Annotated in this window: 15 protein-coding genes, 2 pseudogenes and 1 riboswitch; of the genes and pseudogenes, 9 read left to right on the forward strand and 8 right to left on the reverse strand. The window is 34.9% G+C overall.

The window, feature by feature from the left end:
• Positions 1 to 29: 29 nt before the first annotated feature.
• Entirely contained in the window at positions 30 to 362 is a 333-nt protein-coding gene (locus OXU93_RS02425; RefSeq protein ID WP_267384273.1) for a DUF565 domain-containing protein, read from the forward strand.
• Between the two features lie 590 nt (positions 363 to 952).
• Here the strand turns inward: OXU93_RS02425 and OXU93_RS02430 are convergent.
• Both OXU93_RS02430 and OXU93_RS02435 read right to left on the reverse strand, forming a co-directional pair.
• Positions 953 to 1,891 (reverse strand): ATP adenylyltransferase family protein, encoded by a 939-nt coding sequence (locus tag OXU93_RS02430; protein ID WP_267384274.1) that lies wholly within the window; start codon positions 1,889 to 1,891, stop codon positions 953 to 955.
• 281 nt (positions 1,892 to 2,172) lie between these two features.
• Positions 2,173 to 3,000, reverse strand: a complete 828-nt coding sequence (locus OXU93_RS02435) for a Tab2/Atab2 family RNA-binding protein (RefSeq protein WP_267384275.1) — start codon at positions 2,998 to 3,000, stop codon at positions 2,173 to 2,175.
• A gap of 146 nt (positions 3,001 to 3,146) precedes the next feature.
• Here OXU93_RS02435 and rimM point away from each other — a divergent pair, with 146 nt between their 5' ends.
• Positions 3,147 to 3,779, forward strand: a complete 633-nt coding sequence (rimM, locus tag OXU93_RS02440) for a ribosome maturation factor RimM (protein WP_267384749.1) — start codon at positions 3,147 to 3,149, stop codon at positions 3,777 to 3,779.
• A 37-nt stretch (positions 3,780 to 3,816) separates the two neighbouring features.
• Here rimM and OXU93_RS02445 read toward each other — a convergent pair whose 3' ends face one another.
• Together OXU93_RS02445 and rsmA are read right to left on the reverse strand one after the other, a co-directional pair.
• Positions 3,817 to 4,683 carry a shikimate dehydrogenase gene (locus OXU93_RS02445; protein ID WP_267384276.1) on the reverse strand — a complete coding sequence of 289 codons (867 nt, stop codon included), beginning with the start codon at positions 4,681 to 4,683 and terminating at the stop codon, positions 3,817 to 3,819.
• A 5-nt stretch (positions 4,684 to 4,688) separates the two neighbouring features.
• The gene (gene rsmA, locus OXU93_RS02450; protein ID WP_267384277.1) at positions 4,689 to 5,531 is read right to left on the reverse strand and encodes a 16S rRNA (adenine(1518)-N(6)/adenine(1519)-N(6))-dimethyltransferase RsmA; all 843 of its coding nucleotides are present in this window, start codon (positions 5,529 to 5,531) and stop codon (positions 4,689 to 4,691) included.
• A gap of 448 nt (positions 5,532 to 5,979) precedes the next feature.
• Between rsmA and OXU93_RS02455 the strand changes: the two genes are divergently transcribed.
• The 4 genes from OXU93_RS02455 to OXU93_RS02470 all read left to right on the forward strand — a co-directional run bounded on the left by OXU93_RS02455 (position 5,980) and on the right by OXU93_RS02470 (position 12,366).
• Positions 5,980 to 6,942, forward strand: a complete 963-nt coding sequence (locus tag OXU93_RS02455; RefSeq protein ID WP_267384278.1) for a hydrogenase — start codon at positions 5,980 to 5,982, stop codon at positions 6,940 to 6,942.
• A 63-nt stretch (positions 6,943 to 7,005) separates the two neighbouring features.
• Positions 7,006 to 8,601: a nickel-dependent hydrogenase large subunit gene (locus tag OXU93_RS02460; protein ID WP_267384279.1), complete on the forward strand. Its 1,596-nt coding sequence runs from the start codon at positions 7,006 to 7,008 to the stop codon at positions 8,599 to 8,601.
• A 722-nt stretch (positions 8,602 to 9,323) separates the two neighbouring features.
• Entirely contained in the window at positions 9,324 to 11,849 is a 2,526-nt protein-coding gene (locus tag OXU93_RS02465; RefSeq protein WP_267384280.1) for a mannose-1-phosphate guanyltransferase, read from the forward strand.
• 64 nt (positions 11,850 to 11,913) lie between these two features.
• On the forward strand, positions 11,914 to 12,366 hold the full coding sequence (locus OXU93_RS02470; RefSeq protein WP_267384281.1) for a single-stranded DNA-binding protein: 453 nt from the start codon (positions 11,914 to 11,916) through the stop codon (positions 12,364 to 12,366).
• A gap of 429 nt (positions 12,367 to 12,795) precedes the next feature.
• Positions 12,796 to 12,860, reverse strand: a riboswitch (Glutamine riboswitch).
• Between the two features lie 129 nt (positions 12,861 to 12,989).
• On the opposite strand, the pseudogene OXU93_RS02475 reads toward OXU93_RS02470, so the two are convergent.
• Positions 12,990 to 13,680, reverse strand: a pseudogene (locus OXU93_RS02475) (DedA family protein).
• A gap of 896 nt (positions 13,681 to 14,576) precedes the next feature.
• Here OXU93_RS02475 and OXU93_RS02480 point away from each other — a divergent pair.
• The 3 genes and pseudogenes from OXU93_RS02480 to OXU93_RS02490 all read left to right on the forward strand — a co-directional run.
• A pseudogene (locus OXU93_RS02480) lies at positions 14,577 to 15,633 on the forward strand (transaldolase); the annotation flags it as partial.
• Positions 15,634 to 17,079: 1,446 nt separating this feature from the next.
• Positions 17,080 to 19,902 (forward strand): replicative DNA helicase, encoded by a 2,823-nt coding sequence (dnaB, locus tag OXU93_RS02485; RefSeq protein WP_267384284.1) that lies wholly within the window; start codon positions 17,080 to 17,082, stop codon positions 19,900 to 19,902.
• Positions 19,903 to 20,760: 858 nt separating this feature from the next.
• Entirely contained in the window at positions 20,761 to 20,922 is a 162-nt protein-coding gene (locus OXU93_RS02490; RefSeq protein ID WP_267384285.1) for a hypothetical protein, read from the forward strand.
• Between the two features lie 925 nt (positions 20,923 to 21,847).
• Here the strand turns inward: OXU93_RS02490 and OXU93_RS02495 are convergent.
• The 3 genes from OXU93_RS02495 to groL all read right to left on the reverse strand — a co-directional run bounded on the left by OXU93_RS02495 (position 21,848) and on the right by groL (position 26,624).
• Positions 21,848 to 23,065, reverse strand: a complete 1,218-nt coding sequence (locus OXU93_RS02495; RefSeq protein ID WP_267384286.1) for an ABC transporter permease — start codon at positions 23,063 to 23,065, stop codon at positions 21,848 to 21,850.
• 143 nt (positions 23,066 to 23,208) lie between these two features.
• Positions 23,209 to 24,657 carry an efflux RND transporter periplasmic adaptor subunit gene (locus OXU93_RS02500; protein WP_267384750.1) on the reverse strand — a complete coding sequence of 483 codons (1,449 nt, stop codon included), beginning with the start codon at positions 24,655 to 24,657 and terminating at the stop codon, positions 23,209 to 23,211.
• Positions 24,658 to 24,920: 263 nt separating this feature from the next.
• Positions 24,921 to 26,624 carry a chaperonin GroEL gene (groL, locus tag OXU93_RS02505; protein ID WP_267384287.1) on the reverse strand — a complete coding sequence of 568 codons (1,704 nt, stop codon included), beginning with the start codon at positions 26,622 to 26,624 and terminating at the stop codon, positions 24,921 to 24,923.
• Positions 26,625 to 26,698: the final 74 nt, after the last annotated feature.

The raw sequence follows: 26,698 nt of genomic DNA on the forward strand, positions 1-26,698 counted from the left end.
GTATCTACTTAACCATATATCAACTCACTATGCAAAGAACTAGATTAAACACTCTTTTTGATAATATCCAAATCCGTTTTAATAGACTATTTGCTAACCCTTGGCGGCGAATTTCTTTAAGTTTAATAGGTCTTCTATTTGGATTTTTTGTGGGACAAGCTGTGTCAACAACTGCAGGACAAGAAGCCTATTGGGATATTACAATTGCTGTTTTTTTAATATTATTCACAGAAACAATTAGTCGTATTGCTTATAGTCAGATACAACAGTTAAAAAAAAATCTATGGCTTGACATTTTAAATATATTTAAAATTGGTTTTGTTTATAGCCTCTATTTTGAAGCCTTAAAACTTGCTTCATGATTATGAAAATTAAATACAGTGTCTAGATAATAGTTGTCTGACTTTAAATGATCACAAGTTGTCAATCTGGCTCTAAAAGATAAACTTAAAAAAGTAGTTATTGTACTTAATCTATAATAACTACTTTTTTAAGTATTATCTTACAAAGTTTCTAAATATTATAAAGCTCAAATTTTATAAAAATCAAGTTATTAAGTTTATTAGTATTTAAGAGTTTTGTAAGTTATTAAAAATTACTGTTGATAATTATTGATAGTTATAGTTGAGGCATAAAAAATTATATCTTTTTTAAATTTTAGTATTCTAAAAAAAGTAATAGTGTAAATAATTATTGTTAGAATTATTTTGTATTTTTATTAATTTTTTACAAGAGAGAGCAAAGAAAACAAAAATCTACTTTTATTGTTACAATAAGCAAAATGTAAAATACTTATTTTAAGTATAAAACAATATATAAAAAATATACAATAAATTATTTGTTTGAATAGAACTAAAATCTCTAAATACATTAGTACTTAACTTAAACTTTACGCCTACTAATAACTAAAAAATTTAATATATTAAATAATAAATATCTCTGGTATTTCTATTCAATAATCTATTGATTGTTCTCTATTTTGAGCAACATTATGTAAAATCTTTAGAGGAGTTAATTTTTTAAGTTGTTCCATCTGTTTTCTATTTTTAATCAAGAATGTTCCGGCAAAACCTAAAGAATTAATTGGAATAGATTCATAACTTGCTTGTGAGCGCTCAATGATCATCATCCATTTTCGTGTAATTAAAAGATTATAGTCTACAGTTGGTTTTCTTTTCCGTAAGGGTAGGTTAATAGCTCTCAATAATTTATAATAATTATCTAACATAATCAAAGCATTTTGAAAATGATTGTTTTCAGTAGTAAAGTTGATTTTAGTTAAGGCGTGACTAAACTTAAAATTAGATATAAACTCAACATTATTTTGGAAATTAATTTTTTTTATAATTGATTCAATTGGGATATTTTCTACTTCAGAACTTAATGGAAAAGGAACAAGCTGTAAATGTTTATGACGTTGACTTGCTCCTGAAAGCGTGCCACTATTATAAAATCCAAGTCCATCAATTTGTGATAAGCATTTACATAAGGCAGCAAAATTATTTAAGTCTAGCCAACTCTGTTGTTCTTCAAACAGACGGGTAATAATTAGTAGATGGTAATCAAATACATTATATTTATTTAGTAAGCACAAATGAGTGTTTGAAAGATTAGTGACAAATAAGTCTTTTTCATAGGGAAGAAAGGGATTTACCCCCTTCTTTATATTTTTACACTGCCATATTTCTTGTTTTTCAGTATTTTCTTTAGGTGGAAAATTATCCAAAATTCTGATTAAGAATTTAATATTAGCATCTTCTACAAGTTTACATTTTGTTACAATAGATTGTAACGCACCACAATTAGTAGCATGATTAGTTTGAGCGATGACTCTTTCCCATAAGTTTATAGATTCAAACTCTTCTTTTTCTGAGCTCATATTTGTAGCCATTATATGTAAAATAATTTTGAAATAAGCATAAGATTTAATCAGTTTTTTATTTTTTTAATCTTACGTTACTTATAATACAATTAACCTGTTTATTAATTAACATGAGTAAAACTGATTTTAGAAAATGTACTACAGAAGAGACAAAAAACTATGCTTATATTTGGGCGATAAGGTAGATGAATACGATATCTCGGACAATCATATATTATTCTTCATTGAACTTTTACCAACTCTACAAGATATTAAAACTGGTACATAATTTTCTTTTAACAAGTAGTATTTTAAATTTCTTCATGTCTTAATAACCAAAAACCAGTATAAGTCATCGCAGAATCATCTGGCTGAACGACTAAAAAATGTAATCCTTGGCTATTATTTTTTTGTAACTCATATTGTTCTGCCGCCTTAGCCATTTGTGAATCTTCAAAAGTAGCTAAGATCCAACGATTAACTAGACCTGCTTCTAAAACTAAGCCTCCAGATTTATCTATCTGAGTAGGAATATAGTTTAGGGCTACCGGTTTAACACTTACTAGCCAACGGGCTAAATACATTGAAGTTCGGCCGCCATAAATAATAACTCCTGGGATTTTTACGGTAGGGGCAAGTTCCAAATTTTTAGTAAGTAGAAGCTCAGGAATATCGACAATAGGAATTGGGCGATCTCTAAAAAATTCAATAATACCTTCCTTGGGGAAGGTAGCAAACCGCCATCTTTCTCCCAATAAGTTATCAGGAAGTGTTTGAGGGGGTGCTTGTTCTATTTTTACGGGATTAAAATTATTGTTAATCCCTTGTTTGTTTAAAATTTCTTTAAGCTTAGACGTTCGTCTTGTAGCTTCAACTTTAATACCAAATCTGTCTGCTGCTGCAATTAACAAGTTAATTGATTGAGGCCGAAAAACTTGAATTATATTAGGTCTTTCTTTTTGAATGGCAGACTTTAGCTTGGAGGATAACCAATTTAAATCGGCTTCCTCTTGTTTACAAACAGCCTGATACACTATTTTTCCTTGGACATCACAAATCAAAAGTTGCCATCGAATCTGATATTCTTTGTCTTGAAAAGAAGTTTTATAAAAATCTGCTTGCCATATCTTTAAAGTCATTTAACTGATTAAACCAAAACAAAACTATTTGACTTGTTTATAAAAAATTCTAAAATCCAGAAGGCATTATAGCATAACAGTTTATAATGGGTACGATATAAATATATACATCATAGCGATATCAAAAAATGAATAGAAGTAATTTAATATCAGAGAATGTTGATGATTGGATCAGCATTGGAACAATTGTTGCACCTCAAGGATTAGAAGGAGAATTAAGAGTGATTTCCAATTCAGATTTTCCAGAAAGATTTGAAGAACCGGGAATAAGATGGTTAAAGTCTCCTCAAGAGTTATATCCACAAGAAGTTGAACTAGTTAGAGGTAGATATGTACCAGGGAAAAACCTATATGTTATCAAGTTATCCCAAGTAAAAGATCGTGCCCAAGCTGAGACATTACGAAATTATAAATTAGTAGTTCCTAAGAGTGATCGCCCAAAAATAGAAGAAGGAGAATATCATATCTCAGATCTAATTAATTTGGAAGTTTATCATCAAGGAACGGAAGAATTAATTGGAAATGTAACTGATGTTTTATCGGCAGGTCATGATTTATTAGAAGTTCAACTTTATCAAAAAACTGTTCAAAAAGCACCAGAGATATATAGACTTCCTCCAAGAATGACCCGCCGTAAAAAACAAATAAATCAAACGAAGGGAATTAAAATGACTACTGTTTTAATTCCCTTCGTTTATGAAATTGTGCCCGTGGTTGACCTAGAAAATAAACGGATAGAAATTAATCCTCCAGTTGGGTTATTAGAATTAAACCAATAATTTTTCATGACAAAGTATTAATTACTATCAATTACTATTAAAGGTTTAAATGATCTTGTAAGGATTGAGTCATAATATCAATAGGAACAGGCTTTTGTGACCATAATTGTAGAGACACTGCTCCTTGTTGGACTAACATTTCCAAACCATCAATAATTATTAGCCCTTGTTGTTGTGCATTCTTAAGCAATTTGGTGGGGTTAGGCATATAAACCAAATCATATACCATCGCATTCTTTGGCAGTCTAGTAAGAAGTGCAGACTCTACAGGAGAGTCATCAATATTAGGAGACATTCCAATAGAAGTAGTATTAATTAATAGTTCAGTTTCTTCTATTATTTTTGACAATTCATCCCAAAGATAACCACTTAAAGTGGCTGTAAGTTTAGTATTTCTCCAACTTTGTATAAACCTCCATAACTTCTGTTGATCTCGCCCCACAACGTAGATTTGAAGACATCCTAGTTGAGCTAATCCTACTACTACAGCCCTAGCTGCACCTCCATTGCCTAGAATAATTGGAGTTATATTGGACCAATCTCGTTTTAATGATCGGATAGGGGATAAAAAGCCATTTATATCAGTGTTAGTCCCTTTCCATCCCATTTCAGTGTACCAGACCGTATTAACTGCTCCCACCAATTTAGCCGTGGGAGTAACTTCTGACAAGAGAGGAATAATGGTTTGTTTGTGAGGAATAGTGACATTAAATCCTGCAACTCCAATACTAGCAAATCCCCTGATCGCAGTGGTTAAATCTTTGGTTTTTATAGGAAAAGGCACATAAACATAATCTATTCCTAAATGATTAATTGCTGCGTTTTGCATTACTGGAGATAGAGAATGTTTTACTGGATCGCCGATAATACCTAGTAACTTTGTTTTTCCTGTAATTATTGACATGTTTATTAATAAATAATTGTTGAATTATTTTTGTTTTGGATAGGCCAGTTGTTACTTAAAATTATCCATTGCGATAAGCTCAGTTCTTCTGCACGAGCTTGAGGATTAATATTTAATTGTTCTAAGAAAAAAATTAACCTATCATAGTCAATGATACTTTTAAAATTATTCTTTAACATTTTGCGACGATTAGCAAATCCAACTTTAATTAGTGTCTCTAATTGTCGGGGATTAGTCACAGGAATTTTGAGGGATCTAGGAGTTAAACGAATTACCCCAGAGTCAACTTTTGGGGGCGGGTCAAAGGCTTTCCTCGGAACATCACAGATATACTCGCAATGAGCCAAATATTGCATTCCAATAGACAAGGCTCCGTAGGCTTTTGTTTGAGGTCGAGCTACAATACGCTGAGCCACTTCTTTTTGAACTAATAAGACGATTAGATTATATGGAGGATGATGAGGGCAGGCAATGGTTCCTAATAATCTTTTTAAGATGGGAGAGGTAATGTTATAAGGGATATTTGCTACTATTTTGTTAATGGGGTGAAATGTTGGAAATTGTTGTAACTGAGTGGTTAAATCTAGAGTTAAGATGTCTCCTTGTAACAATAAAAAATTATCAATATCACCTAATTTTTTGGCTAACTGTTGACATAAGTCACGATCCAATTCTACTGCCACAGTAGACCGGACATTCGGGATAAGACGACGGGTTAAAACTCCGGTTCCCGGACCAATTTCCAGAAGATGATCGCTATTTTTAAGTTGAGCAGTCTGTATTATTTTTGTTAAGATTTTTTCATCACGTAACCAATGTTGAGCAAAACGTTTACGAGGTTTAGGCATTATTTAAAGTCGTAGGTAGAAAGTTAGCACTCTTTTAATTAGAAAAATAACTACTGTCTATGTTACCTGCTACTTTGCAACTTTAAAATAAGTCATTGAGTTCTTTAAATCAAAAAAATCTGTTCTAAGATATAATTAAACTGTAGTACGAGATACCTTTAATCTGCTATTTAAGTTACAATTATTGTTGTAGTCTGCAATCTAGCTAGTAATAATATTTTGAATAAGTAACTATATAACATAAATAAAATATACGCAATCCATATCATATATAATTTAGGCTCATGCTCAGTCCTAGATCTAGGACTGAGCATGAGTTTTTATAAAACAAATATGATTAATTTTTGTAAATAATCTGAGTAAATTGTTGAGATGTAAATGCATTATCTCCGATAATCGTTTTTACATAGCCTATTGTATTTTACAGTTGAATAGACATGAGGGTTCCATGACTAATGTCCTATGGCTTCAGGGTGGTGCCTGCAGTGGAAATACTATATCATTTCTCAATGCAGAAGAACCTACTATTGTTGATTTGGTAACAGATTTTGGGATAAAAATTATTTGGCATCCTTCGCTAGGACTTGAGTTAGGTGATAGTCTTCAGCAACTACTCGACGACTGTGTGAAGGGAAAAGTTCCCGTTGATATTCTAGTATTTGAAGGGACCGTTGTTAACGCTCCTAATGGAACTGGAGAGTGGAACCGGTTCGCTGGCCGTCCGATGAAAGACTGGTTAGCAGATTTATCCAAGGTTGCAGGATTCGTAGTTGCTGTAGGAGACTGCGCTACCTATGGTGGTATTCCTGCCATGTCCCCTAACCCTAGTGAATCACTTGGACTCCAATTTCTAAAACGCAAAGAGGGAGGAGCCCTAGGGATTAAATACCGTTCTCAAGCGGGCTTACCTGTTATTAACATACCGGGCTGTCCGGCTCATCCCGACTGGATTTCTCAAATACTAGTCGCGGTGGCTACAGGACGACTAGGAGATATCACCCTCGATAAATTCCATCGCCCCGAAACTTTCTTCAAATCCTTTACACAAACCGGTTGTACTCGTAGTATGCATTTTAATTATAAATCGAGTACCCATGAGTTTGGACAGCGTAACGGATGTCTTTTTTATGATGTAGGCTGTCGTGGACCCATGACTCATTCTTCTTGTAACAGGATTCTATGGAATAGAGTTTCTTCAAAAACTCGTGTTGGAATGCCGTGTTTAGGATGCACTGAACCAGAGTTTCCTTTCTATGATTTGAAACCAGGAACAGTCTTTAAAACTAGAACAGTGATGGGTGTGCCCAAAGATTTACCACCACAAATCAACAAAAAAGACTATGCCATAATGACTGTCATGGCAAAGAATTCTAGTCCAGATTGGGCTGACGATGATATGTTTACTGTATAGAGTGCTTTTGACAGTTACATAACTTGATAGTTTGTGTTCAAATACTTTGGATGAGATGTTAGGATGACAGTTAAAACATTAGAACTTTCTCCTGTTGGAAGAGTTGAAGGAGATTTGGATGTTCGTGTGGATATTGAAGATGGAAAGGTCGTTAACGCTTGGACTAAGGCAGAGTTATTCCGTGGATTTGAAGTAATTTTAAGGGGAAAAGATCCACAAGCTGGGTTGATTGTCACTCCTCGCATATGCGGCATTTGCGGTGCATCGCACCTCACATCTGCTTCTTGGGCTTTGGATACGGCCTGGGAGACTGAAGTTCCTCGTAACGCTATTTTAGCTCGAAATTTAGGGCAATTGGTGGAAACTATTCAGAGTCACCCCCGGCATTTCTATGCTCTTTATGCCATTGACTTAACCAACAAAAAATACAAAAATAGTCCCTTCTATGAGGAAGCATGTAAACGTTTTAGTGCATTTACTGGGACATCATACGAGTTGGCTATCACTGTATCAGCTAAACCCGTAGAATTGTATGCTCTCTTTGGTGGACAATGGCCTCATTCTAGCTATATGGTTCCCGGAGGCGTAATGTGCGCGCCAACTCTGACAGATATTACACGGGGTTGGGGTATTATGGAGTATTTTCGCTCTAATTGGTTAGAACCAGTTTGGTTAGGCTGTTCTTTAGAACGTTATGAAAAAATTAAAACCTACGAAGATTTCCTTGAATGGTTAGACGAGAGTCCAAATCATGCCAATTCTGATCTTGGTCTCTATTGGAGAATGGGCATAGACATCGGTTTAGATAAATATGGTCAAGGACCTGGACGTTATCTTACCTGGGGTTATCTACCTCACGAAGATAGATACCAAAAGCCCACTATCGAAGGTCGTAATACCGCAGTCATTATGAAGGCGGGAGTCTATGATAGCTTTACTGATACCCATCATATGGTGGACCATACCTTTACCCGTGAGAATACCACTCATGCATGGTATGAAGAAGGAACTTCTGATGTTCATCCTTTCTATCGTCAGACTAGACCAAAAGAGAAGAACACAGGGGATTATGAGGACAAATATTCTTGGGCAACTGCAGTAAGTCATAAAGACTTAGGTCGGATGGAGGTAGGGTCCCTGGCACGTCAGTTAGTTGCAGGCGGTACACAAGGAGAAAGCTTCCAGCATTATGATGGATTAGTTCTTGATATGTTCAAAAAGATGGGTGGACCTAGCATTCATTTACGAGAGTTTGCACGGATGCATGAATCCGTTAAACTATATCGGGAAGTAGAACGGTGCTTACGAGAGTTTAAACTCAATGATCCCTGGTATATCAAACCAACTTCTAAAGATGGTCGTGGCTGGGGCGGTACTGAAGCCAGTCGTGGTGCATTATGTCATTGGGTTGAAGTAGAAGGTGGAAAAATTAAGAATTATCAGGTCATTGCCCCCACTACTTGGAATGTAGGACCAAGAGATGGTAAGGATGTTCGTGGACCAATTGAAGAAGCGTTGGTAGGTATTCCTATTGATGACCCCACGGATCCCGTTGAAGTGGGTCATGTAGCTCGTTCATTTGATTCTTGTTTAGTTTGTACAGTACATGCTCATGATGCAAAAACAGGTAAAGAATTAGCACGATTTATAACTACCTAACAAGCCCACCCTGTCCAATAGGGTTGCCGGCAAGAGTCCAGCAACCCTATTGGACAGAGTGGGGAAGCTAACTCTTCTACATCTAAATCTAAGTTAACAACCCAATGAGAAACATTATAAATTATTCTGTTCTGTAATGTTATTCAGAGCAAGAATAGTGCTAATAATATTTATTCTAACTACTCTATCTTCCAACTGGGACAATCAACTCCCTCAACAATTGAGAAACATGAACTTAGTAACAGTATCTATTAGCGCAAATATAGGATGTATTACTAGCACAATAGAAAAATTTTTGAATATAAATGTAAGGGCGTGTGAGATGTTGTTGTGTTAACGAATTAGAAATCTACATGAAAGATTCACCAAATTCTCTTTTGATACTAGACTATTTTATGGTCCAATTTGGATCATTTCTCCTAAGACTAAATGAAATAAGAAAAGTTAATTTGAAATAATTTGAGTGTTAAGAGTCTTTATTTTCCATCATGATGATCAGAAGAATTTATAAAAAACTATAAGTCTTTCTATTTGATGAGTTAAAGTTAATCTTTGCTTTAAATGTTGTTCATAATATATAGGCCTTCATAGGGTAACAAATCGAATTATCGAATAAAGTCTGAGACAACAAACAGTAAAATTGAAACAGACTCAACAGCTAGGACATTTGCAACCATTAAATTGAGTGATTGTAAGATAAACAATAAGGAGAAGAAGGACTTATGCGTGCAGTGCTAATGGCTGGGGGATCGGGAACTAGGTTACGACCCCTAACTTGTGATCTACCTAAGCCAATGGTTCCAGTCTTAAATCGACCCATTGCCGAGCATATTGTTAATCTACTAAAACGTAATAACATTCGAGAAATCATTGCTACTCTCTACTATCTCCCCGATGTAATGCGGGACTACTTTCAAGACGGTAGTGAGTTTGGAATAGAAATGACCTACGCGATAGAAGATGATCAACCGCTAGGGACAGCAGGTTGTGTCAAAAATATTGAAGAACTTCTTGATAATACCTTTTTGGTAATTAGTGGAGATAGCATCACGGACTTCGATCTTCAAAAGGCGATCACTTTTCATAAAAAAAAACAATCTAAGGCCACCCTTGTTCTGACCCGCGTTTCTAATCCTGTTGAATTTGGAGTAGTGATCATTGATAAACACCAACGGATTAACCGTTTTTTAGAAAAACCCTCTACTAGTGAAGTTTTCTCAGATACAGTCAATACTGGAACCTACATCCTAGAACCTGAGGTTTTACAATATCTGCCCGACAATGAAGAGTCAGACTTTTCCAAAGATCTCTTTCCACTTCTACTCGATAAAGGTGAACCCATATACGGGTTTATCGCTGAAGGATACTGGTGTGATGTTGGTAATTTAGAAGCTTATCGAAAAGCTCAATATGATGCTCTAGAGGGAAAAGTAACTTTAGATTTTGCTTATGAAGAAACATATCCTGGATTTTGGTTAGGACAAAATACTTATATAGACCCTACGGCCAAAATTACTACCCCTGTCCTTATAGGTCACAATTGTCGTATTGGACCGGAAGTCATTATAGAAAAAGGGAGTGTTATTGGCGATAATGTCACCATTGGCGCAGGAGCAGACCTAAAACGCCCTATTCTTTGGAATGGGGTTACAATTGGAGACGAATCCTATCTAGCTGCCTGTGTCATTGCCAGGGGGACACGGGTTGATCGGCGTGCCCAAATCCTAGAAGGAGCGGTAGTGGGTCCTTTGTCCACGATTGGAGAAGAGTCCCAAATTAGCTCAAGTGTTCGCGTCTGGCCTAGCAAACGCATTGAATCGGGAGCTATCTTGAATATAAATTTGATTTGGGGCAATATCGCCCATCGCAATTTATTTGGTCAAAGAGGTGTAATGGGATTGGCCAACATCGATATCACCCCTGAATTTGCTGTTAAATTGGGAGCAGCTTACGGTTCAACTCTAAAACTAGGTTCTCAGGTTGTCGTCTCCCGTGATCAACGTAGTGTCTCCCGTATGGTCAGTCGTTCTTTGATTGCTGGGTTAATGTCGGTGGGTATCGATATTCAAAACCTAGAAGCAACAGCTATTCCCATCACCCGCATCCTTACACCTAAATTAGGAGTTGCTGGCGGGGTTCACCTACGGGCTTACCCAGATCGCCCTGACCATATCCTTATTGAATTTTTTGATGAACAAGGAATTAATATTTCCAAATCTAAAGAAAAGAAAATTGAAGGAGCCTATTTTAAAGAAGACCTAAGACGGGTAGGAATTTCAGAGATTGGTGATATGTCTTATCCTACCCAAATTATTGAGAATTACCGTAATACTTTTGAAACTCAACTTAATGTGGAGGCACTTCGCCGTAGTGGCTCGAAAGTTGTTATCGACTATGTTTACGGAGTTTCAGGCGCTATTCTACCCCAACTATTGACGAAATTCGGTTGTGATGCAGTAGTTCTAAATGCGAGTTTAAGACAAACTTCAGTCTCTAACGAAGAACGAGAAGCCTTATTGCACCAACTAGGCCAAGTGGTAGGAGCAGTTACAGCTAATTTAGGAGTTCAGGTGTCTGCTAATGGGGAACAATTTATCCTGGTAGATGAGTCAGGATTACCTATTCGCGGAGAATTGCTTACAGCATTGATGGTGAATACTATTTTTACGGCTTATCCTCGTAGTACGGTAGTAGTACCAATAGAAGTATCTAGTGCCGTTGAACAGATTGCCCGTCGTCATGATGGTAGGGTGATTCGCACTAAAGCTAATCCCACCGCTTTAATGGAAGCTTCTCAAACTAATCCCAATGTATCTTTGGGGGGAAGTGGAGACATGGGTTTTATTTTTCCTCAACTACATCCAGGATTTGATGCAATGTTCGGCATTGCTAAATTGATAGAAATGTTGACTATTCAAAAGCGATCGCTGGTACAAATTCGAGCTGAATTACCACGAGTATGTCATAAGTCCTACGCAGTTCGCTGTCCCTGGAAAGTTAAGGGAGCTTTGATGCGCCATTTAGTGGAAACTCACTCTCCAGAACAGCTAAAATTGATTGACGGAGTGAAAGTAGTTAACCCTCAAAATGATAATTGGGTTCTTATTTTACCGGATGCAGGAGAACCTTTAGTCCACATTTTTGCTAATAGTGATGATCGTGAATGGGTGGATATTTCTCTCAAAGATTACCGTCAGAGAGTTCAAAGTTTTATTGAGCAAGAACAAGGGGAGATGGTCAGTATGTAACTAATGAAAATAAGTTCGATAGAAAATTATACTGATGATTAACGATAGTTTAGGAGTTAATTCAATGAATAGTTGTATCTTAATGGTTAAGGTTATCAATCCTCCAGAATTGCGTTATACTCAAGACGATAAAACTCCGATTACTCAAATGTTGGTAGAGTTTGTAGGACGACGTCAAGAAGATTTAACTTCTACAATAAAAGTAATCGGATGGGGTAGCTTAGCAACGAAAATGCAAAATACCTACAGAGAAGGTGACCGCCTAATTATTGAAGGCCGCCTCTCAATGAATACCTTTGACCGTCCTGAAGGATTTAAGGAAAAAAGAGTAGAGTTAGTGGCTTCCCATATTTATTCTCTGGACAATTATCCTACTTCCCAAACCTCTTTTAATTCTGAAAATCATGTTGTCCCTATAGATTCTTCCCAATCTTCTGCCTACTCCGAACCGGACCAACTCGCCCCCACTTCTACTTTAACCTCTTTTCATGGAGAAGAAGATCCAATTCCTTTTTAAATATTGGTAATCTACCTCAAGACAATAGACAAAACAATTCCAGTTCTTAATAGTCATCCCGTACACTTGGAACGTTATGACATGTCCGTACGAGGAATGTTGTATTCGTTATTAATAGTTATAATTTATTGTTCTTCTGTTACGAACCATTTGGATTAAATCTATGGGAAGACACTAGTGAGAGTCAGTAATTGTTGACTCTCACTTTATTCATAGGTTAACTGTTAAACATAGGTTCCTACTTCGGACGCTCAGACGCTAGCCTGTATAGCATAGAAAGTTGGCGATTTTGCTGCTTTCGGCGCTCCTGACTGATCAAAAAACGCAACTGTTCCGCAACAGATAATAAGCTATCTTCGGACTTAATGCTAAGACAATTATTATGAGATTTCATATCGCCTCCTTCAAATTCGTTGAGTTATCGAATGAGGCGCGTTCCTTCAGAAGCTCTCATGACTTCCTACTTCCGTCTACCAAGTAGGCAGATGAACGATTTATCCTATCACCTAATAGCTTACCAAGTTTTTCTTAAAAATGACCAACGTGACGTAGATTGAAAAGAAACTCAAAGAAAGACAGAAAGACAACTGTGTGCTAAAAACGGTATTTATCAAGGTCTAGTATCATAAATGTAAAATATTGTATCGATTTATTAATGTAGATTCCAGTGTGTTGTGTGTGGTCTTTGAGTCAGAAATCAGAAACTTTTGATTTCTATGATCTAGCCACCAAGAAATAACAATCCAAGTTATCAATAAAGCCAATGAAACAATACTGAATTGAGCTATAAACTTGACTAACTGATGTAGGGTAATAATGCATCCAACAAAAAAAGATAAACTTACCATAATAAACGCCCAAACTGCAGCCCCACCAAGGTTACATAGCAAAAACGTACTATAGGCATTTTAGTAATCCCTGCCATAGGTCCGGCAAAATTCGCAACAACGCCACAAAACGTTCCAAAAATACAGAGCTCACTGCGTTATTGCAAAATTGTGTTTTGGCCTTCTCCATTTTTTGAGAAGGAATTCTAAATAAACATCTAAATCTTGATAAAATTGCTCAGCTTCCTGACCGACCAATCCAATATCGAAAATTATCACCTATAACTGCTTCTGCAGTAGCTGTTACTACTACGCCCCAATAATTTAATTCTCCACTACCAGATAGAACTCCTCCGACTATCATGATGGTCTCCCTAGGAATAGGAACTCCTGTATTCTCTAAGGTTATGCCGATAAACACTGCCCAGTAACCATATTAACGCACAATTTCTTGTATGCTATCCAGCGACGGCAGCTCTACAGTCATTTATCTTCAACCTTACAAGGATTTACTCTATGTTAAATATCTTGACGTACTTTTGAAAAAAGTTTCAATCTAAAGTATTTAGTGAAAAACTTATACAGAATAATGTAGAACGAATTACAATTTCTAATTTTTCACAAAAGTTGTTAGGTTTTCAAAAAGAAGTTCTGTTAAAGAAAAATAAATAAAAGCTAGAATACAGCAACTCTGTTGCTGTATTCTAGCTTTGCTAATTAAGTTTTTAGAAATGTACTTAGCCGCCAATTTCTTCTATCGATTCATTATTGATGTTTCCAAAAAGTGAATCTCTAACAAAAGTAATTAGTGCAATATCCCAGAAAGTGTAGAATCCATTGGCATAGAAACTTCTACCTTATAAATCAGAGTATATAAAGCTATAATTTGGACAGATAATTGCTGAGGACTAGAAAACTGGTATACATTTTGTACTAGAGTTTTGATCGGAGGATGGCGAATTAATGGTGATAGTAAAACAGTTAGGTTATAAGTTCAACTATACAGTTTCTCCCAACTAGTTGCGCAAGCGTACAATATCAGCTCTTATGCTCAAAAACTAAAATTTCTTTACTTCGCCAGTTTTTTTATAGATAGACAATAATATACCTCATTTAGATACGTTCAAAATTCTGGTATCTGCCTTAGCTTGGAGAGATTTCAGTTGTTTTATAATATGATACTTCCAGCGCAGAAGCTCAATTATTTCAACAATCATTAGAACTTCCTGAAATTAATTATTGTAGAAGGGTTGCCCCTGATAAGGTTATAGAAAGTAGAAGGGTTGCCCCTGATAAGGTTATAGGAAGTAGAAGGGTTAACCTCTTCATTTAGCTTTCACTGGCTAACTTAAAAATCTATTAAGCGTTTCATAAGGAGCAATTATGACTAGTTTACTTGAACAATTACGTGAATTTACTATTGTTGTCGCTGATACGGGAGATATTCAAGCTATTGAAATCTTTACGCCCCGAGATGCGACCACTAACCCTTCATTAATTACGGCAGCTGCTCAAATGCCTCAATATCAGGGAATTGTGGATGATACACTTAAACATGCACGTATTGAATTAGGCAAATCTGCGTCAACTTCTGATGTTGTTACCTTAGCCTTTGATCGTCTAGCAGTTTCTTTTGGTTTAAAAATCCTTGAAATCATTCCTGGCCGAGTTTCTACTGAGGTAGACGCTCGTCTATCTTATGATACCAAAGCTACTATAGAAAAAGCTCGCTATTTAATTTCTGAGTACGAAGCTAATGGAGTGTCACGTGATCGGATTTTGATTAAAATTGCATCTACTTGGGAAGGAATTAAAGCCGCAGAGGTGCTAGAAAAAGAAAATATTCACTGTAACTTAACTCTGTTGTTTGGACTTCACCAGGCTATTGCTTGTGCGGAGGCAGGCATTACTCTAATTTCTCCTTTTGTGGGACGTATTCTTGACTGGTACAAAAAAGAAACAGGAAAGGAGTACGCCCCAGCAGAAGACCCCGGAGTAATTTCTGTGACTAAAATCTATAACTATTATAAGAAATTTGGCTACAAAACTGAAGTAATGGGAGCAAGTTTCCGTAATATTGGAGAAATTTCTGAGTTAGCAGGCTGTGATTTATTGACTATTTCTCCCAAACTGTTAGAACAATTACAGTCAACCAAAGCTGAATTGCCTCGTAAACTTGATCCAGACGTTGCAGATAAGATTAAAATAGACAAAATCTCTATCGATAGAGCTACTTTTGACAAAATGCACCAAGAAAATAAGATGGCTTTTGATAAGCTTGATGAAGGAATTAAAGGGTTTACAAAGGCATTAGAAGATCTAGAAGAGTTGTTGAAAACACGCTTAGCCTGTCTTGAAAGTGCCTAAATGATCTTTGTATGCTGCGTTCAGCATTTTCTATAATTATGGCTTGGATCAAGATAGTTTTATCACTCGAGAGAGAGGTGATAGTCCATTATTTGTCTAATTTGAATCTAAGTCTATTCTTCGAGTTTATTCAATTGAGGGTACGTTGCAATTAGTAGTAACGTACCTTTGTTGTTTCTCAACAAAGTTTTTTAGCTGATCTTAATATATTAAATTAATTTAATTATAAGTATTCTAGAATTTTATAATTAAAAGATTATGATTTATTTGTAATTAATTTAAATTATTATATTTTATAAGCTTTATTTTTTTATAAAAAATGTTTCAAGTATAATCCCACCTGTTGGCAAATAGTAAAAAATATATGGTTAATATTATTATATATAATCTAAATAAGCAAATTTTATTAACAATATTTCAGGATAGTTTTTACAAAAAACATTAATATAATGCTAAGCATAGCATACACAACTATAGTAATAGCTCAATAAAATAACTAAATCAATATATTATTATCTGCTGAATAACATAGAGTATTTTTTAAAATAATTCAATAAAAAATAATGGTGATATTGATATTAAAATATTTAATATAACAATATAACTCAGTTAGAATTTAGATAATTTTAATATAAGCAACTAATAACTATTATCAAAAGAAAGATCAATCGTAAATAGTTATGCAAAAGTTATATATATCTGTGTGTGATTAATATGGACTAATTAACACTAGAGAACTACTTAATTCTATTAATTTTTACTGATAATGTGACAAATATTAGAATTAAGTTAAGTTAATCTAATTGCATAGATAGCCATAAATATTTTTATAACTTTTTTAAAAATTTAATATTTTATTTTAAGTAATAAAAATTTAAAGAGAGAAAATCAAAAATATTATCGCACCATATTATTAATCGAAAACAGAGCAAAATACTGTAGTTATTGAAGTTATTGAAATTATTAATATTGTACAAAGAATTAGCAAGTTTTAATTTTTTTATACCTATAACATAATTACTTCTTTATAGTAAATCTTATTTTTATATATTTTTATATATTTTTATATTAAATATTTTTATTTAGAAGTATTTTTTCTAGATACATTATTTTCATAATATCAGTACATCAAATAATATCAATATTAAAAATAGATTATAGCAATCAATTTTTTACAAACTTAAAAAATATATTTCAAGTTTGTAAAAAATATAAAATACGTATATTATACACACAAATATTTGAGTATTGCCATTGTTAGTTTGTCTAAATTGCTTATACTTAATTTTATCTTACTCAGTTTTTTAACACTCTTTATTTTATGTAATTTATGTAATTTATGTAATTTATGTAATTTAACTATTAAAAATTAAGCTGCTACATGTAGTAGCTTAATTTTTAATTTTAACTATATATTTTTACTTTTATAGGTTAAGATTATTCATATGCTTTAGAAAGTAGCTATTATGATATAATAATTTAGTCTCTTAACGTCCCCTATTAATTAAACCGTAACTTTATGGTTGACAATAATGCCCTTCCTCCCCAAAATATTGAAGCAGAAGAGTCTATTTTGGGCGGTATTTTACTGGATCGAGATGCAATGGGACGAGTAGTAGATTTAATTACCCCAAATGCTTTTTATGTCCCAGTTCATAAGGAGATTTATGAAGCAGCGCTAAAACTTTATGCCCAAGGGAAACCCGTTGATTTATTAACAATAAAAACTGTCTTAGAAGATTATCAACTCCTTGAAAAAGTAGGTGGTATTGATAAATTAATGCAGTTATTAGACCGCACAGTTTCGGCGGTCAACATTGATCGTTATGGCGTATTAATAATGGAAAAGTACTTACGCCGTCAGTTAATTTCATCCGGTCATGAAATAGTAGAGCTAGGATTTGAAACCACTAAGGAATTAGACCAAATTTTAGATGAATCAGAAAAGAAGATTTTTAGGCTAACTCAAAAGCGCCCTCAGGAAGGATTGATTCCCATTGCTGATACTTTGGTTCAAACTTATAGTGAGTTAGAAAAACGTCATCAAAAAACATCTTTACCTGGAATTCAAACAGATTTTTATGATTTAGATGCTATGACAGGAGGGTTACAGCGTTCTGATTTAATTATCATTGCTGGGCGACCTTCTATGGGAAAATGTTTAGCAGCTAATTCAGAAATCGTTTTAGCTGACGGCAGTTTAGCGACAATAGAAGAAATTTATCATCGTCGTCAGGGTCAGTTATTGACATTACATCAAGATTGGAAATTTAGGATAACTAATCCTTCTGATTTTATAGATGATGGTATCAAACCAGTGTTTAAAGTAACTACTAAACTAGGACGTTATATTGAGACAACCCTAACTCACCCTTATTTAACTATTAAAGGATGGCAGCAACTCTCACAACTAAAACCAGGCGACAAAATTGCTATTCCTCGTAAAATTGATATTTTTGGAACTAGAATACTTCCCAAACATCAAGTTAAAACATTGGCCTACTTAATAGGTGGCGGTTGTTTGACCCAAAATTATCCTTTATTCACAAATAATAATCCTTGGCTACAAAAAGATTTCATTCAATCTGTAACTAACTTTAAAGGAGTAAAAGTCAAGCGTCAAATTTCACGACTAACGAAGAAACAAAGTTTTTTTATAGTAGATAATTTAGGATTAATTAGGAGTAATCGTACAATCTCTACCGGTTTTTTAAAAAAAATAATTAGATCTAATAAATTTTCTTATCAAAAACTAGTTCACTTATTAAATGTCAATTATTCCTTTATCCAGAATTGTAAGCAAGGAAAATGTGTCTCAAATCAACAAACTTTTGAGCAATTACATCGAGTTTTACCAGTTGATTCTAAGAAACTTGTTTGTTATGAAACAGCTATTATTGGCAATAATGATAACAATTCATTAAAAATATGGTTACAAGAATTAGGTTTATGGGGTAGAGATTCTTACAATAAAATTATCCCATCAATTATTTTTGAGTTACAGCCCCAATTGTTGAGTTTGTTTCTCAATCGCTTGTTTGCCACTAGTGGACTAATTTTTATCCATAAAAATGGGCAAATTCAATTAATGTATTGTTCAGTGAGTCTCAGTCTAATTCGTCAAATCCAACATTTATTACTAAGATTTGGTATAATTTCTAGCCTAAAAAAACAACCTTTAAAACATAATATTTATAATAAAATAATCTGGGAAATTGATATTAATGATGCTCAATCGATTAAGATATTTTTTGAAAAAATAAGAATTTTTGGAAATGAAAAATTAATTGACTTAGATAAAAAGACTTTATTAAAACAACAATTTAAAATTAATTGTGACCTAATCAAAAAAGAATTTTCGCAACAAATAGACTTTTCTGCAGAGAGTAGGTTCTGGACGGGTATAAAAAAAAGGACAGAGATAAAAAATTATGATGACTTATATTTGTGTAAACAAGTACTCTCACGAAATAAAACCTTAAGATCAGCCATTTCTTCAGGTGATTTATCCTTAAATCCACTGATGACCAGTGAGGTTTATTGGGATGAAATTTCCTTGATTGAATACGTTGGAGAACGACAAGTCTATGATTTAACTATTCCTGAAACTCATAATTTTATTGCTAATGACATCTGTGTACACAATACAGCTTTCGGCTTAGCAATGGCTGCCAATATTGCTAAAAATAGTAAGTTACCTATAGCTATTTTTAGCTTGGAAATGTCAAAAGAACAACTTTCCTTAAGATTATTGGCTGCAGAGTCTAAAATTGAAGGAAATCGTCTAAGGACGGGGAGATTTGTTCAAAATGAATATGAACAGTTGAGTTTAGCATTAGGAAACTTGTCGGAAATGCCCATTTATATTGATGACGCTGCTAACATAACTGTAATGCAAATTCGTTCTCAGATAAGGCGTTTAAAGGCAGAACAAAAGGGAGATTTAGGGTTAGTTTTAATTGATTATTTACAATTAATGGAAGGGGGGGGAAGTGAAAATAGAACTCAAGAATTGTCCAAAATAACCCGTTCTTTAAAAGGGTTAGCTCGTGAAGTAAATGTTCCTGTAGTTGCTTTATCCCAATTGAGTCGCGCTGTTGAAACAAGAAATAATAAACGTCCTATGATGTCAGATCTAAGAGAAAGTGGGGCAATTGAACAGGATGCTGATCTAATTATGATGTTATATCGTGATGAATATTATAATACTGACACTGTAGACCGGGGAATTGCAGAGATAATTATTACAAAACACCGAAATGGACCAACTGGTCCTATTAAACTTTTGTTTCAACCAGAATTTACGCAATTTCTTAATATGCAAAACGATTATAACCGTTAATATTGTACTGCTAAAAGAGGTTAGGGACGTTTGCAGATAAGATAAAAGGTAATAAAGTACTAAAGTAAGTATTATTAGCTATGCTGATATTCTATAGCTGTATATTTACTTCAAAAAGTTGTTAAAGTATGACTAAGAAGATACAGTAGGAAGGGTGTTTGTTATTTATTTAAACTTAGTCATAATACTTCTAATTTATGATTAGAAATAATTCAATTATGTATAGACAAGAGTAATATAGTAAATAGCAAATCAAATTATAAGTTTTTGTTTAGTAAAATAATGCTAAATTTAGAATAAATAGTATTTGGTTACTGTATCGCAACATTGCTAATTTAAATATAAGTTGTTCGTAATAAAACTATATTAATTACCTAAATACTAATTATAAAAATCTAAACAATATTTAGCTATTGATTTTTTGTAATAGTTACGATAGCCTTTGATAAAGTGTAGTTACCATTAACTAACATATAATATGCGCAATACGAATGATCATTGTAACTCATTTTGGCAGATATACTAGCAGAAGGGACTGTCTAGATTTTCCTTTAATGATGTAAAGTCTTCCGCCTTTTAGATGAGAGGAGAAATACCGATATCGTGAATTATTACTGTCTATTCTTGAGCAGCCGAATTAAGTAAAATATTTTTCAGAGGGTAATCTGTTAATAGACAATATTTTGTCCTATAGAGCGATAAATCTTCCCGTCCAATAGTTGACAGCACCATAAACAGGGACAAATTGTCCTTTTCCTATCTATTTTAATGTGCAATTATGGAAGAGTAATAGCTTATGATTTTGATCGAACATAAGCTATTACTACCTTTTAATTTTGACTTGTTTAATCCATAATCATGATATTTTTTCGCCAGTATATCGCTCCGCTTCTTATTCTACTGATATTTTTAGTTGCCCTAGTGTCTGTAAGCATTCGTGCATTTTTACCTTCGGATATGGCTACCCCTGCTCCCGTTGGTAATCTAGGATTTCTCATCGAAATACTTGATTTGAAATGAATTTTCTTGATTTAGTTATCTACTGACTATTAATCAACAATAGGTTCTCTTAAGAAGGGAGAATTATTCGTCTATGTATGTAACTTCCCAGAAGTGATCTAAAAATCACTTCTGGGAAGTATTTATACTCCAAAATTATCTTATAGTGGGTCCGAGTGAATAATCAAAAATAAACTTTGGAACTCTATTGTCTGAACACAGATAGAAAGTTTAGTCAATAAGATGGGTTACACCATAGACAAATATCCTGAGATTAGGTGTAATCTAACTTTTATTGTCATGGATTGATAGGAGTATTCATTTAATGAGTGTAATATTTAAGCATTGTTTCTATTTTTTTAGACTAGCTCCGTTGCTTTTGAGCATGTCCTTAAATATTTATATTGACAATATCTTTGACAATTTTTTGATTTTTAGCTATATGTTCTTTTTAAAAAAGAGTTCAGATTTTCTTTGAACTTCTTTTTTTGAGTACATTTTAGCTAAATAAGCTTAATTTCAAAATAGAATTTTTCTCTAGTAAAAGTAAGTATCTGATAGTTAATTTGTTATTTTTACTAAGTTATCTGATAACTAAATAAATTACAGTAGATTAATTTGCTGTTAAGTCTATTATTTGATAAATTTAACTATTGTTGTTTAACTTAAAATTCAATTATAGTCAATAATATATTATTCTAAATTTAGAATTTATTGGTAAAATTTAGTTTTGTATTTGATGCTATAGGCATTTAATAAGTTAAATGCAAACCTTGAGTGTCATATAACCTAATTTATAAACAAAATCTGCTATAATTTTGTCTAGATAATTAAGTAATAGTTCTTGATAAGGTTATTATGGACGATCTAAACATTTTTAATTTTTATATGACAGACTTAGTAAAGAATTCTATTTCTTTAGAAATTGTCTAAGTTTTGTGATCTATTAGGAGCTTCTTAAAGCAACAATAGGATCAAGTTTAGCTGCCCGTTGTGCTGGAATTACACCAAAGATTAAACCAATCCCTCCAGAAATGCCTAAAGACAGAAAAATAGTTTCAGAAACAATAACAGGAGATAAGGGAAATATCACGCCAACTAGCGTTAAAATACTAATGCCTAATATAATCCCAATAACTCCTCCAGAAATAGCAATAATAACCGCTTCAATCAAAAACTGAACTAAAATATCTTCTTGAGTTGCACCCAATGCTTTTCGGAGTCCGATTTCCGGAGTGCGTTCAGTTACAGAAACTAACATGATATTCATCACGCCAATACCACCAACGATTAAGGAAATACTTGCAATTCCTACTAACATAATCGTTAATCCTGAAGTGATGACTTTCACAATAGACATTATCTGTTTAGAAGTTAGAACCCTAAAATCATCTTCGGTCGTAATTTTATGCCTCAGACGTAGTAAATTTTCGATTTGAAATTTAGCGGCGCGAACAGTATCTGTATTCTTTGCCTCTATATGAATTACACTTAGAGTTATTCCATAAGGAGATGTTTGCCCGACAATTTGACTAGCCATAGTTGTCAGAGGAATTATAATACTTTCATCTTGATTAGTCCCCAAAAAAGAACCTTTGGGTTCCATTACTCCGACAATTTCAAAACTGATATTATTAATTCTAATTTTCTCCCCAATAGGAGAGCGAAAAAGCGATAAATTATGAGCAATTTCTGAACCAATTACAGCTACTCGTTGATTACGCTTAAGATCAATTTGGTTAATAAACCGTCCTGTGGCCACGGAAAAGTCTCGTACGGAGGAGTATTCGGAGTTCGTTCCAACTAGGGTTGCATTAGTGTTTTTCTTTCTATAAGAGATTAACTGACGTTGGTTAATTTCTGGAGCGATTGCCTTGATAGTAGAAACTTGAGAAGAAATTGCCTGTGCATCCTCTAAAACAAGTGTTTTAGGAACATTTAAAGTTGTTCTACGGCTTTTTTGATTACCTGGCATAACAAACAAAATATTAGGACCTAAAAACTCTAATTGTTCGTTAGCAAGTTTTTGTGATCCCTGTCCTAAACCGATAGTAGCAATTACGGAAGCATTGCCTATAATAATTCCTAGCATAGTTAGACTAGTTCGTAATTTATTAGCAGCTAACATAGCGACTGAAATCTTAAATTTTTCTAAGATGTTCATTTGAATGTAGTTAAATACTTAAGCTCGAGACAACACAATCCAATGTGTGGATAGATTAATTAATCTTAGAAAGATTGCTATTCTTTCGTTAACAACTGATAATTCCGTTGTGTACAATAGGCTGGTTATACTTAAAACTCAGGTTATGAAGATTGAGATTTCTTGTCATTCTTGTCAGAGGGAATATCAATAAAAACTCGATCTCCTGAATTTAACCCAGAAAGAATTTCGGTTTTTTCATCTAACACTATACCGATAGTAACAGGTTTGAATTCAGGGTCATTATCTTGATTAGGAACCATAACCCCGATTTTCCCTTCGTGTGTAACGATAGCTATGGTTGGCACTACTAGAGCATTACTAAGTTGTTTGCCTAAAAAAGTGACGTCTACATTCATTTTAGACTTGAGTTCATTTCGTCCTGTTACCAAACCGATAGTGACCTCAAAGGATGTGACGTTGCGATCAATAATTGCTTCTGGAGCAATACCAATAACTTTTCCTTGAAACATTTTATCGGGATAAGCATCGGCAACTATTTTTACTGGTTGTCCTACTTCTAACATTCCTAAATCCATTTCTGGAACCTTAGCCACGACTTCTAACCCTCTGGCTAAGCCCAAGATAGAATTAGAAGTAGAGGGAGTAACAAATGCGCCAATATTGGCATATTTTTGGGTAATAATTCCATCAAAAGGAGCGCGAATAGCTGTATCTTGGAATTGAATCATCCTTCTTTCTAATTCTGCCTTAGCGGCAGTGACAGAAGCTTCTAGGCGACTAGTTTCAGCTTGAGCTGTTCTCTTTCGTTCTTCAAAAGCGATTTTTGCTTCACTTACAGCGGCTTGAGAGCGGATGATATCTTGTTGTAACTGACTAATTTCCGGGTTAGCAGTGTTCTGGATTTGTTCGAGTCGTTGAGTAATTTCAAGTAAATTTGCTTCGGCATTATGATATTCACTAATCACTTCATCAAAACTATCGTGGGTAATTGCCCCTGCTTTCATTAATTCTTCATTGCGCTTGACACGCGAGGCCGCCAATTGAGTGCGAGAACGAGCAGCCAAGATTTGTGCCTTAATTTGTTCAATATCTTTTGGGATTCTCTGTTGAGCTTTTGCTAGACTTGCTTGAGTTTCTTCAAGTTGAGCTTCAGCCTGAATAAGTCTGGTTTGAGCTTGGTTGATTTCACTAGGGATGGTAATCTTAGCTGCTTCGAGTTCAGCGACCGCTTTTTGAAAATGTGCTTGAGCTTGTTTTCCTTGAGCTTGAACCTCTGTGTTTTCCATGACTGCGAGAACTTGCCCTTGTTTAACAGACATTCCGGGTTTTACCAATAATTTTATTAGTCTTCCGGGATTTTTCGGACTAAGATTGACACTCTCAATAGGTTCTAGTGTTCCACTAGCCTCAATTTCTACTGTCAAGGTTTCACGTTTGACCGAAACAGTTAAGTCCTTCAGTTCAACTTCGGCAGTCGGGGTTTCAACGATTTTATAGGTCACGCCACCGACCATGATAATACCTCCAGCCATCAAGGCTAAAATCAAAGGGAGGGGACTGTTTAACTTACCAATTACAGGAACTTCCATAGAAACTACTAGTAAAAAAAGAAACGAAAGGTCAAAAGTTGTCCCCACTATACTAACGTTTCTCCTCTTCTTACCCTCAACAACAGAATCAACTTTGCTCAAGAGACTTTTGAGCAATCAACCCTAAAAAACAGTTTTTAAATTACATTTTTAAAAAAGTTAAAAATTAATTGTGTTTTTGGAGACAAAGAAAGAGAGACATTCAAAAGAACATCTCTCTTTAGAAAATTATGCAAGATTGGTAGACTTGAGAGTTTAGAGTGTTACATCATACCCATGCCACCCATGCCGCCCATGCCGCCCATGCCGCCCATGCCGCCCATGCCGCCCATGCCGCCCATGCCGCCCATGCCGCCCATGTCAGGAGCGGCAGGGGCTTCAGGTTCTGGTTTCTCAACTACTAATGCTTCAGTAGTTAATACCATACCTGCAATAGAAGCTGCATTTTGTAGAGCAGAGCGAACAACTTTTGCTGGGTCAAGAATACCAGCTTTAATCATGTCCTCATACTCGCCCGTGATAGCGTTATAACCCACATTAAATTCTGTGTTGCGGACGCTTTCAACAATAACTGATCCTTCAAGTCCAGCATTATCTGCCAATTGATGCAGAGGTGCTTCTAAGGCTTTGGTGAAAATTTTTGCTGCTACTTGCTCTTCGGAGTTGGTTAAAGTTGCCTCGAATTGAGCAATTTTACTAGCTAAATGAATTAAAGTGGTTCCTCCCCCTGGAACAATGCCCTCTTCAACTGCAGCTTTAGTTGCGTTGAGAGCATCTTCAATACGAAGTTTGCGATCTTTTAATTCTGTTTCGGTTGCAGCTCCCACTTTGATAACAGCTACACCCCCAGCTAATTTTGCAACTCGTTCCTGAAGTTTTTCTCTATCGTAGTCAGAGTCAGTTTCTTCTAGTTGTTTACGGAGTTGGGCTACCCGTTTCTCAACTGCAGTCTTGGCTTTGTTCTCGCCACTAGCAACAATAGTAGTGTTATCTTTTTCAATAGTCACTCTAGCGGCTTTTCCTAGCATGTCGATAGAAACCGCATCCAGACTTAACCCCACATCTTCGGAAATGACGCTACCACCAGTGAGAATAGCAAGATCTTCAAGGATAGCTTTACGGCGTTCCCCAAACGCAGGGGCTTTAACAGCCGCAACATTGAGAACTCCGCGAGCTTTATTAACAACTAAAGTGGCTAGGGCTTCCCCTTCTATATCTTCTGCAATGATAAGTAGAGGACTACCAGCCCGAGCAACATTTTCAAGTATGGAAACTAGATCAGCAATTGCACTGATTTTTTTATCGGTAATCAAGACTAAGGGTTTTTCAAAGTCCACTAGTTGCCGTTCGGGATCGCTGATGAAGTAGGGAGAAAGATAACCGCGATCAATTTGCATGCCTTCTACCACTTCTAATTCAGTGGTTAGGGACTTGGACTCTTCTACAGTGATTACACCGTCAGTGGTGACTTTATCCATCGCTAAGGCGATCATTTTGCCAACTTCAATATCGTTGCCGGCTGAGACAGTGGCTACTTGAGCAATCGCCTCTCCTTTGACCGGCTGAGCCACTACTTCAATTTCTTTGACAAGATAAGCGATAGTTTTTTCAATACCACGCCGTAAGGCAACAGGGTTGGCTCCAGCAATGACATTTTTTAACCCTTCTCGAATTAAGGCTTGAGCAATAACGGTAGCGGTTGTGGTTCCGTCTCCAGCAACTTCTTTGGTTTTAGAGGCTACTTCTTGAATTAATCTAGCCCCTGTATTTTCTAAGGGATCTTCGAGTTCAATCTCTTTAGCGACGGTAATTCCATCGTTAACGATCTGAGGGACTCCAAATTTTTTTTCAAGGAGGACATTACGGCCTTTGGGACCCAAGGTAATGCGAACCGCATTAGCCAGGGAATTTACCCCTTCTTCCAATGCCCGTCTCGATTCATCGCTGAATGAAACAATTTTTGCCATGTTTTTTTCTTAGGTACTTTGGTGACTTTCGACACTAACAACTTCCCTGATTCAGAAAGTTTTAGGTGAGCTAT

It is taken from the genome of Cyanobacterium sp. uoEpiScrs1, from assembly GCF_947331815.1.
Taxonomy (GTDB): domain Bacteria; phylum Cyanobacteriota; class Cyanobacteriia; order Cyanobacteriales; family Microcystaceae; genus Rippkaea.

What these genes read in the sequence shown, in the direction of transcription:
- OXU93_RS02425 (WP_267384273.1), top strand. Translation starts at nt 30, where the DNA reads ATGCAAAGAACTAGATTAAACACTCTTTTTGATAATATCCAAATCCGT.
- OXU93_RS02430 (WP_267384274.1), bottom strand. Translation starts at nt 1,891, where the DNA reads ATGGCTACAAATATGAGCTCAGAAAAAGAAGAGTTTGAATCTATAAAC.
- OXU93_RS02435 (WP_267384275.1), bottom strand. Translation starts at nt 3,000, where the DNA reads ATGACTTTAAAGATATGGCAAGCAGATTTTTATAAAACTTCTTTTCAA.
- OXU93_RS02445 (WP_267384276.1), bottom strand. Translation starts at nt 4,683, where the DNA reads ATGTCAATAATTACAGGAAAAACAAAGTTACTAGGTATTATCGGCGAT.
- rsmA (WP_267384277.1), bottom strand. Translation starts at nt 5,531, where the DNA reads ATGCCTAAACCTCGTAAACGTTTTGCTCAACATTGGTTACGTGATGAA.
- OXU93_RS02455 (WP_267384278.1), top strand. Translation starts at nt 5,980, where the DNA reads ATGACTAATGTCCTATGGCTTCAGGGTGGTGCCTGCAGTGGAAATACT.
- OXU93_RS02460 (WP_267384279.1), top strand. Translation starts at nt 7,006, where the DNA reads ATGACAGTTAAAACATTAGAACTTTCTCCTGTTGGAAGAGTTGAAGGA.
- OXU93_RS02465 (WP_267384280.1), top strand. Translation starts at nt 9,324, where the DNA reads ATGCGTGCAGTGCTAATGGCTGGGGGATCGGGAACTAGGTTACGACCC.
- OXU93_RS02470 (WP_267384281.1), top strand. Translation starts at nt 11,914, where the DNA reads ATGAATAGTTGTATCTTAATGGTTAAGGTTATCAATCCTCCAGAATTG.
- dnaB (WP_267384284.1), top strand. Translation starts at nt 17,080, where the DNA reads ATGGTTGACAATAATGCCCTTCCTCCCCAAAATATTGAAGCAGAAGAG.
- OXU93_RS02490 (WP_267384285.1), top strand. Translation starts at nt 20,761, where the DNA reads ATGATATTTTTTCGCCAGTATATCGCTCCGCTTCTTATTCTACTGATA.
- OXU93_RS02495 (WP_267384286.1), bottom strand. Translation starts at nt 23,065, where the DNA reads ATGAACATCTTAGAAAAATTTAAGATTTCAGTCGCTATGTTAGCTGCT.
- OXU93_RS02500 (WP_267384750.1), bottom strand. Translation starts at nt 24,657, where the DNA reads ATGGAAGTTCCTGTAATTGGTAAGTTAAACAGTCCCCTCCCTTTGATT.
- groL (WP_267384287.1), bottom strand. Translation starts at nt 26,624, where the DNA reads ATGGCAAAAATTGTTTCATTCAGCGATGAATCGAGACGGGCATTGGAA.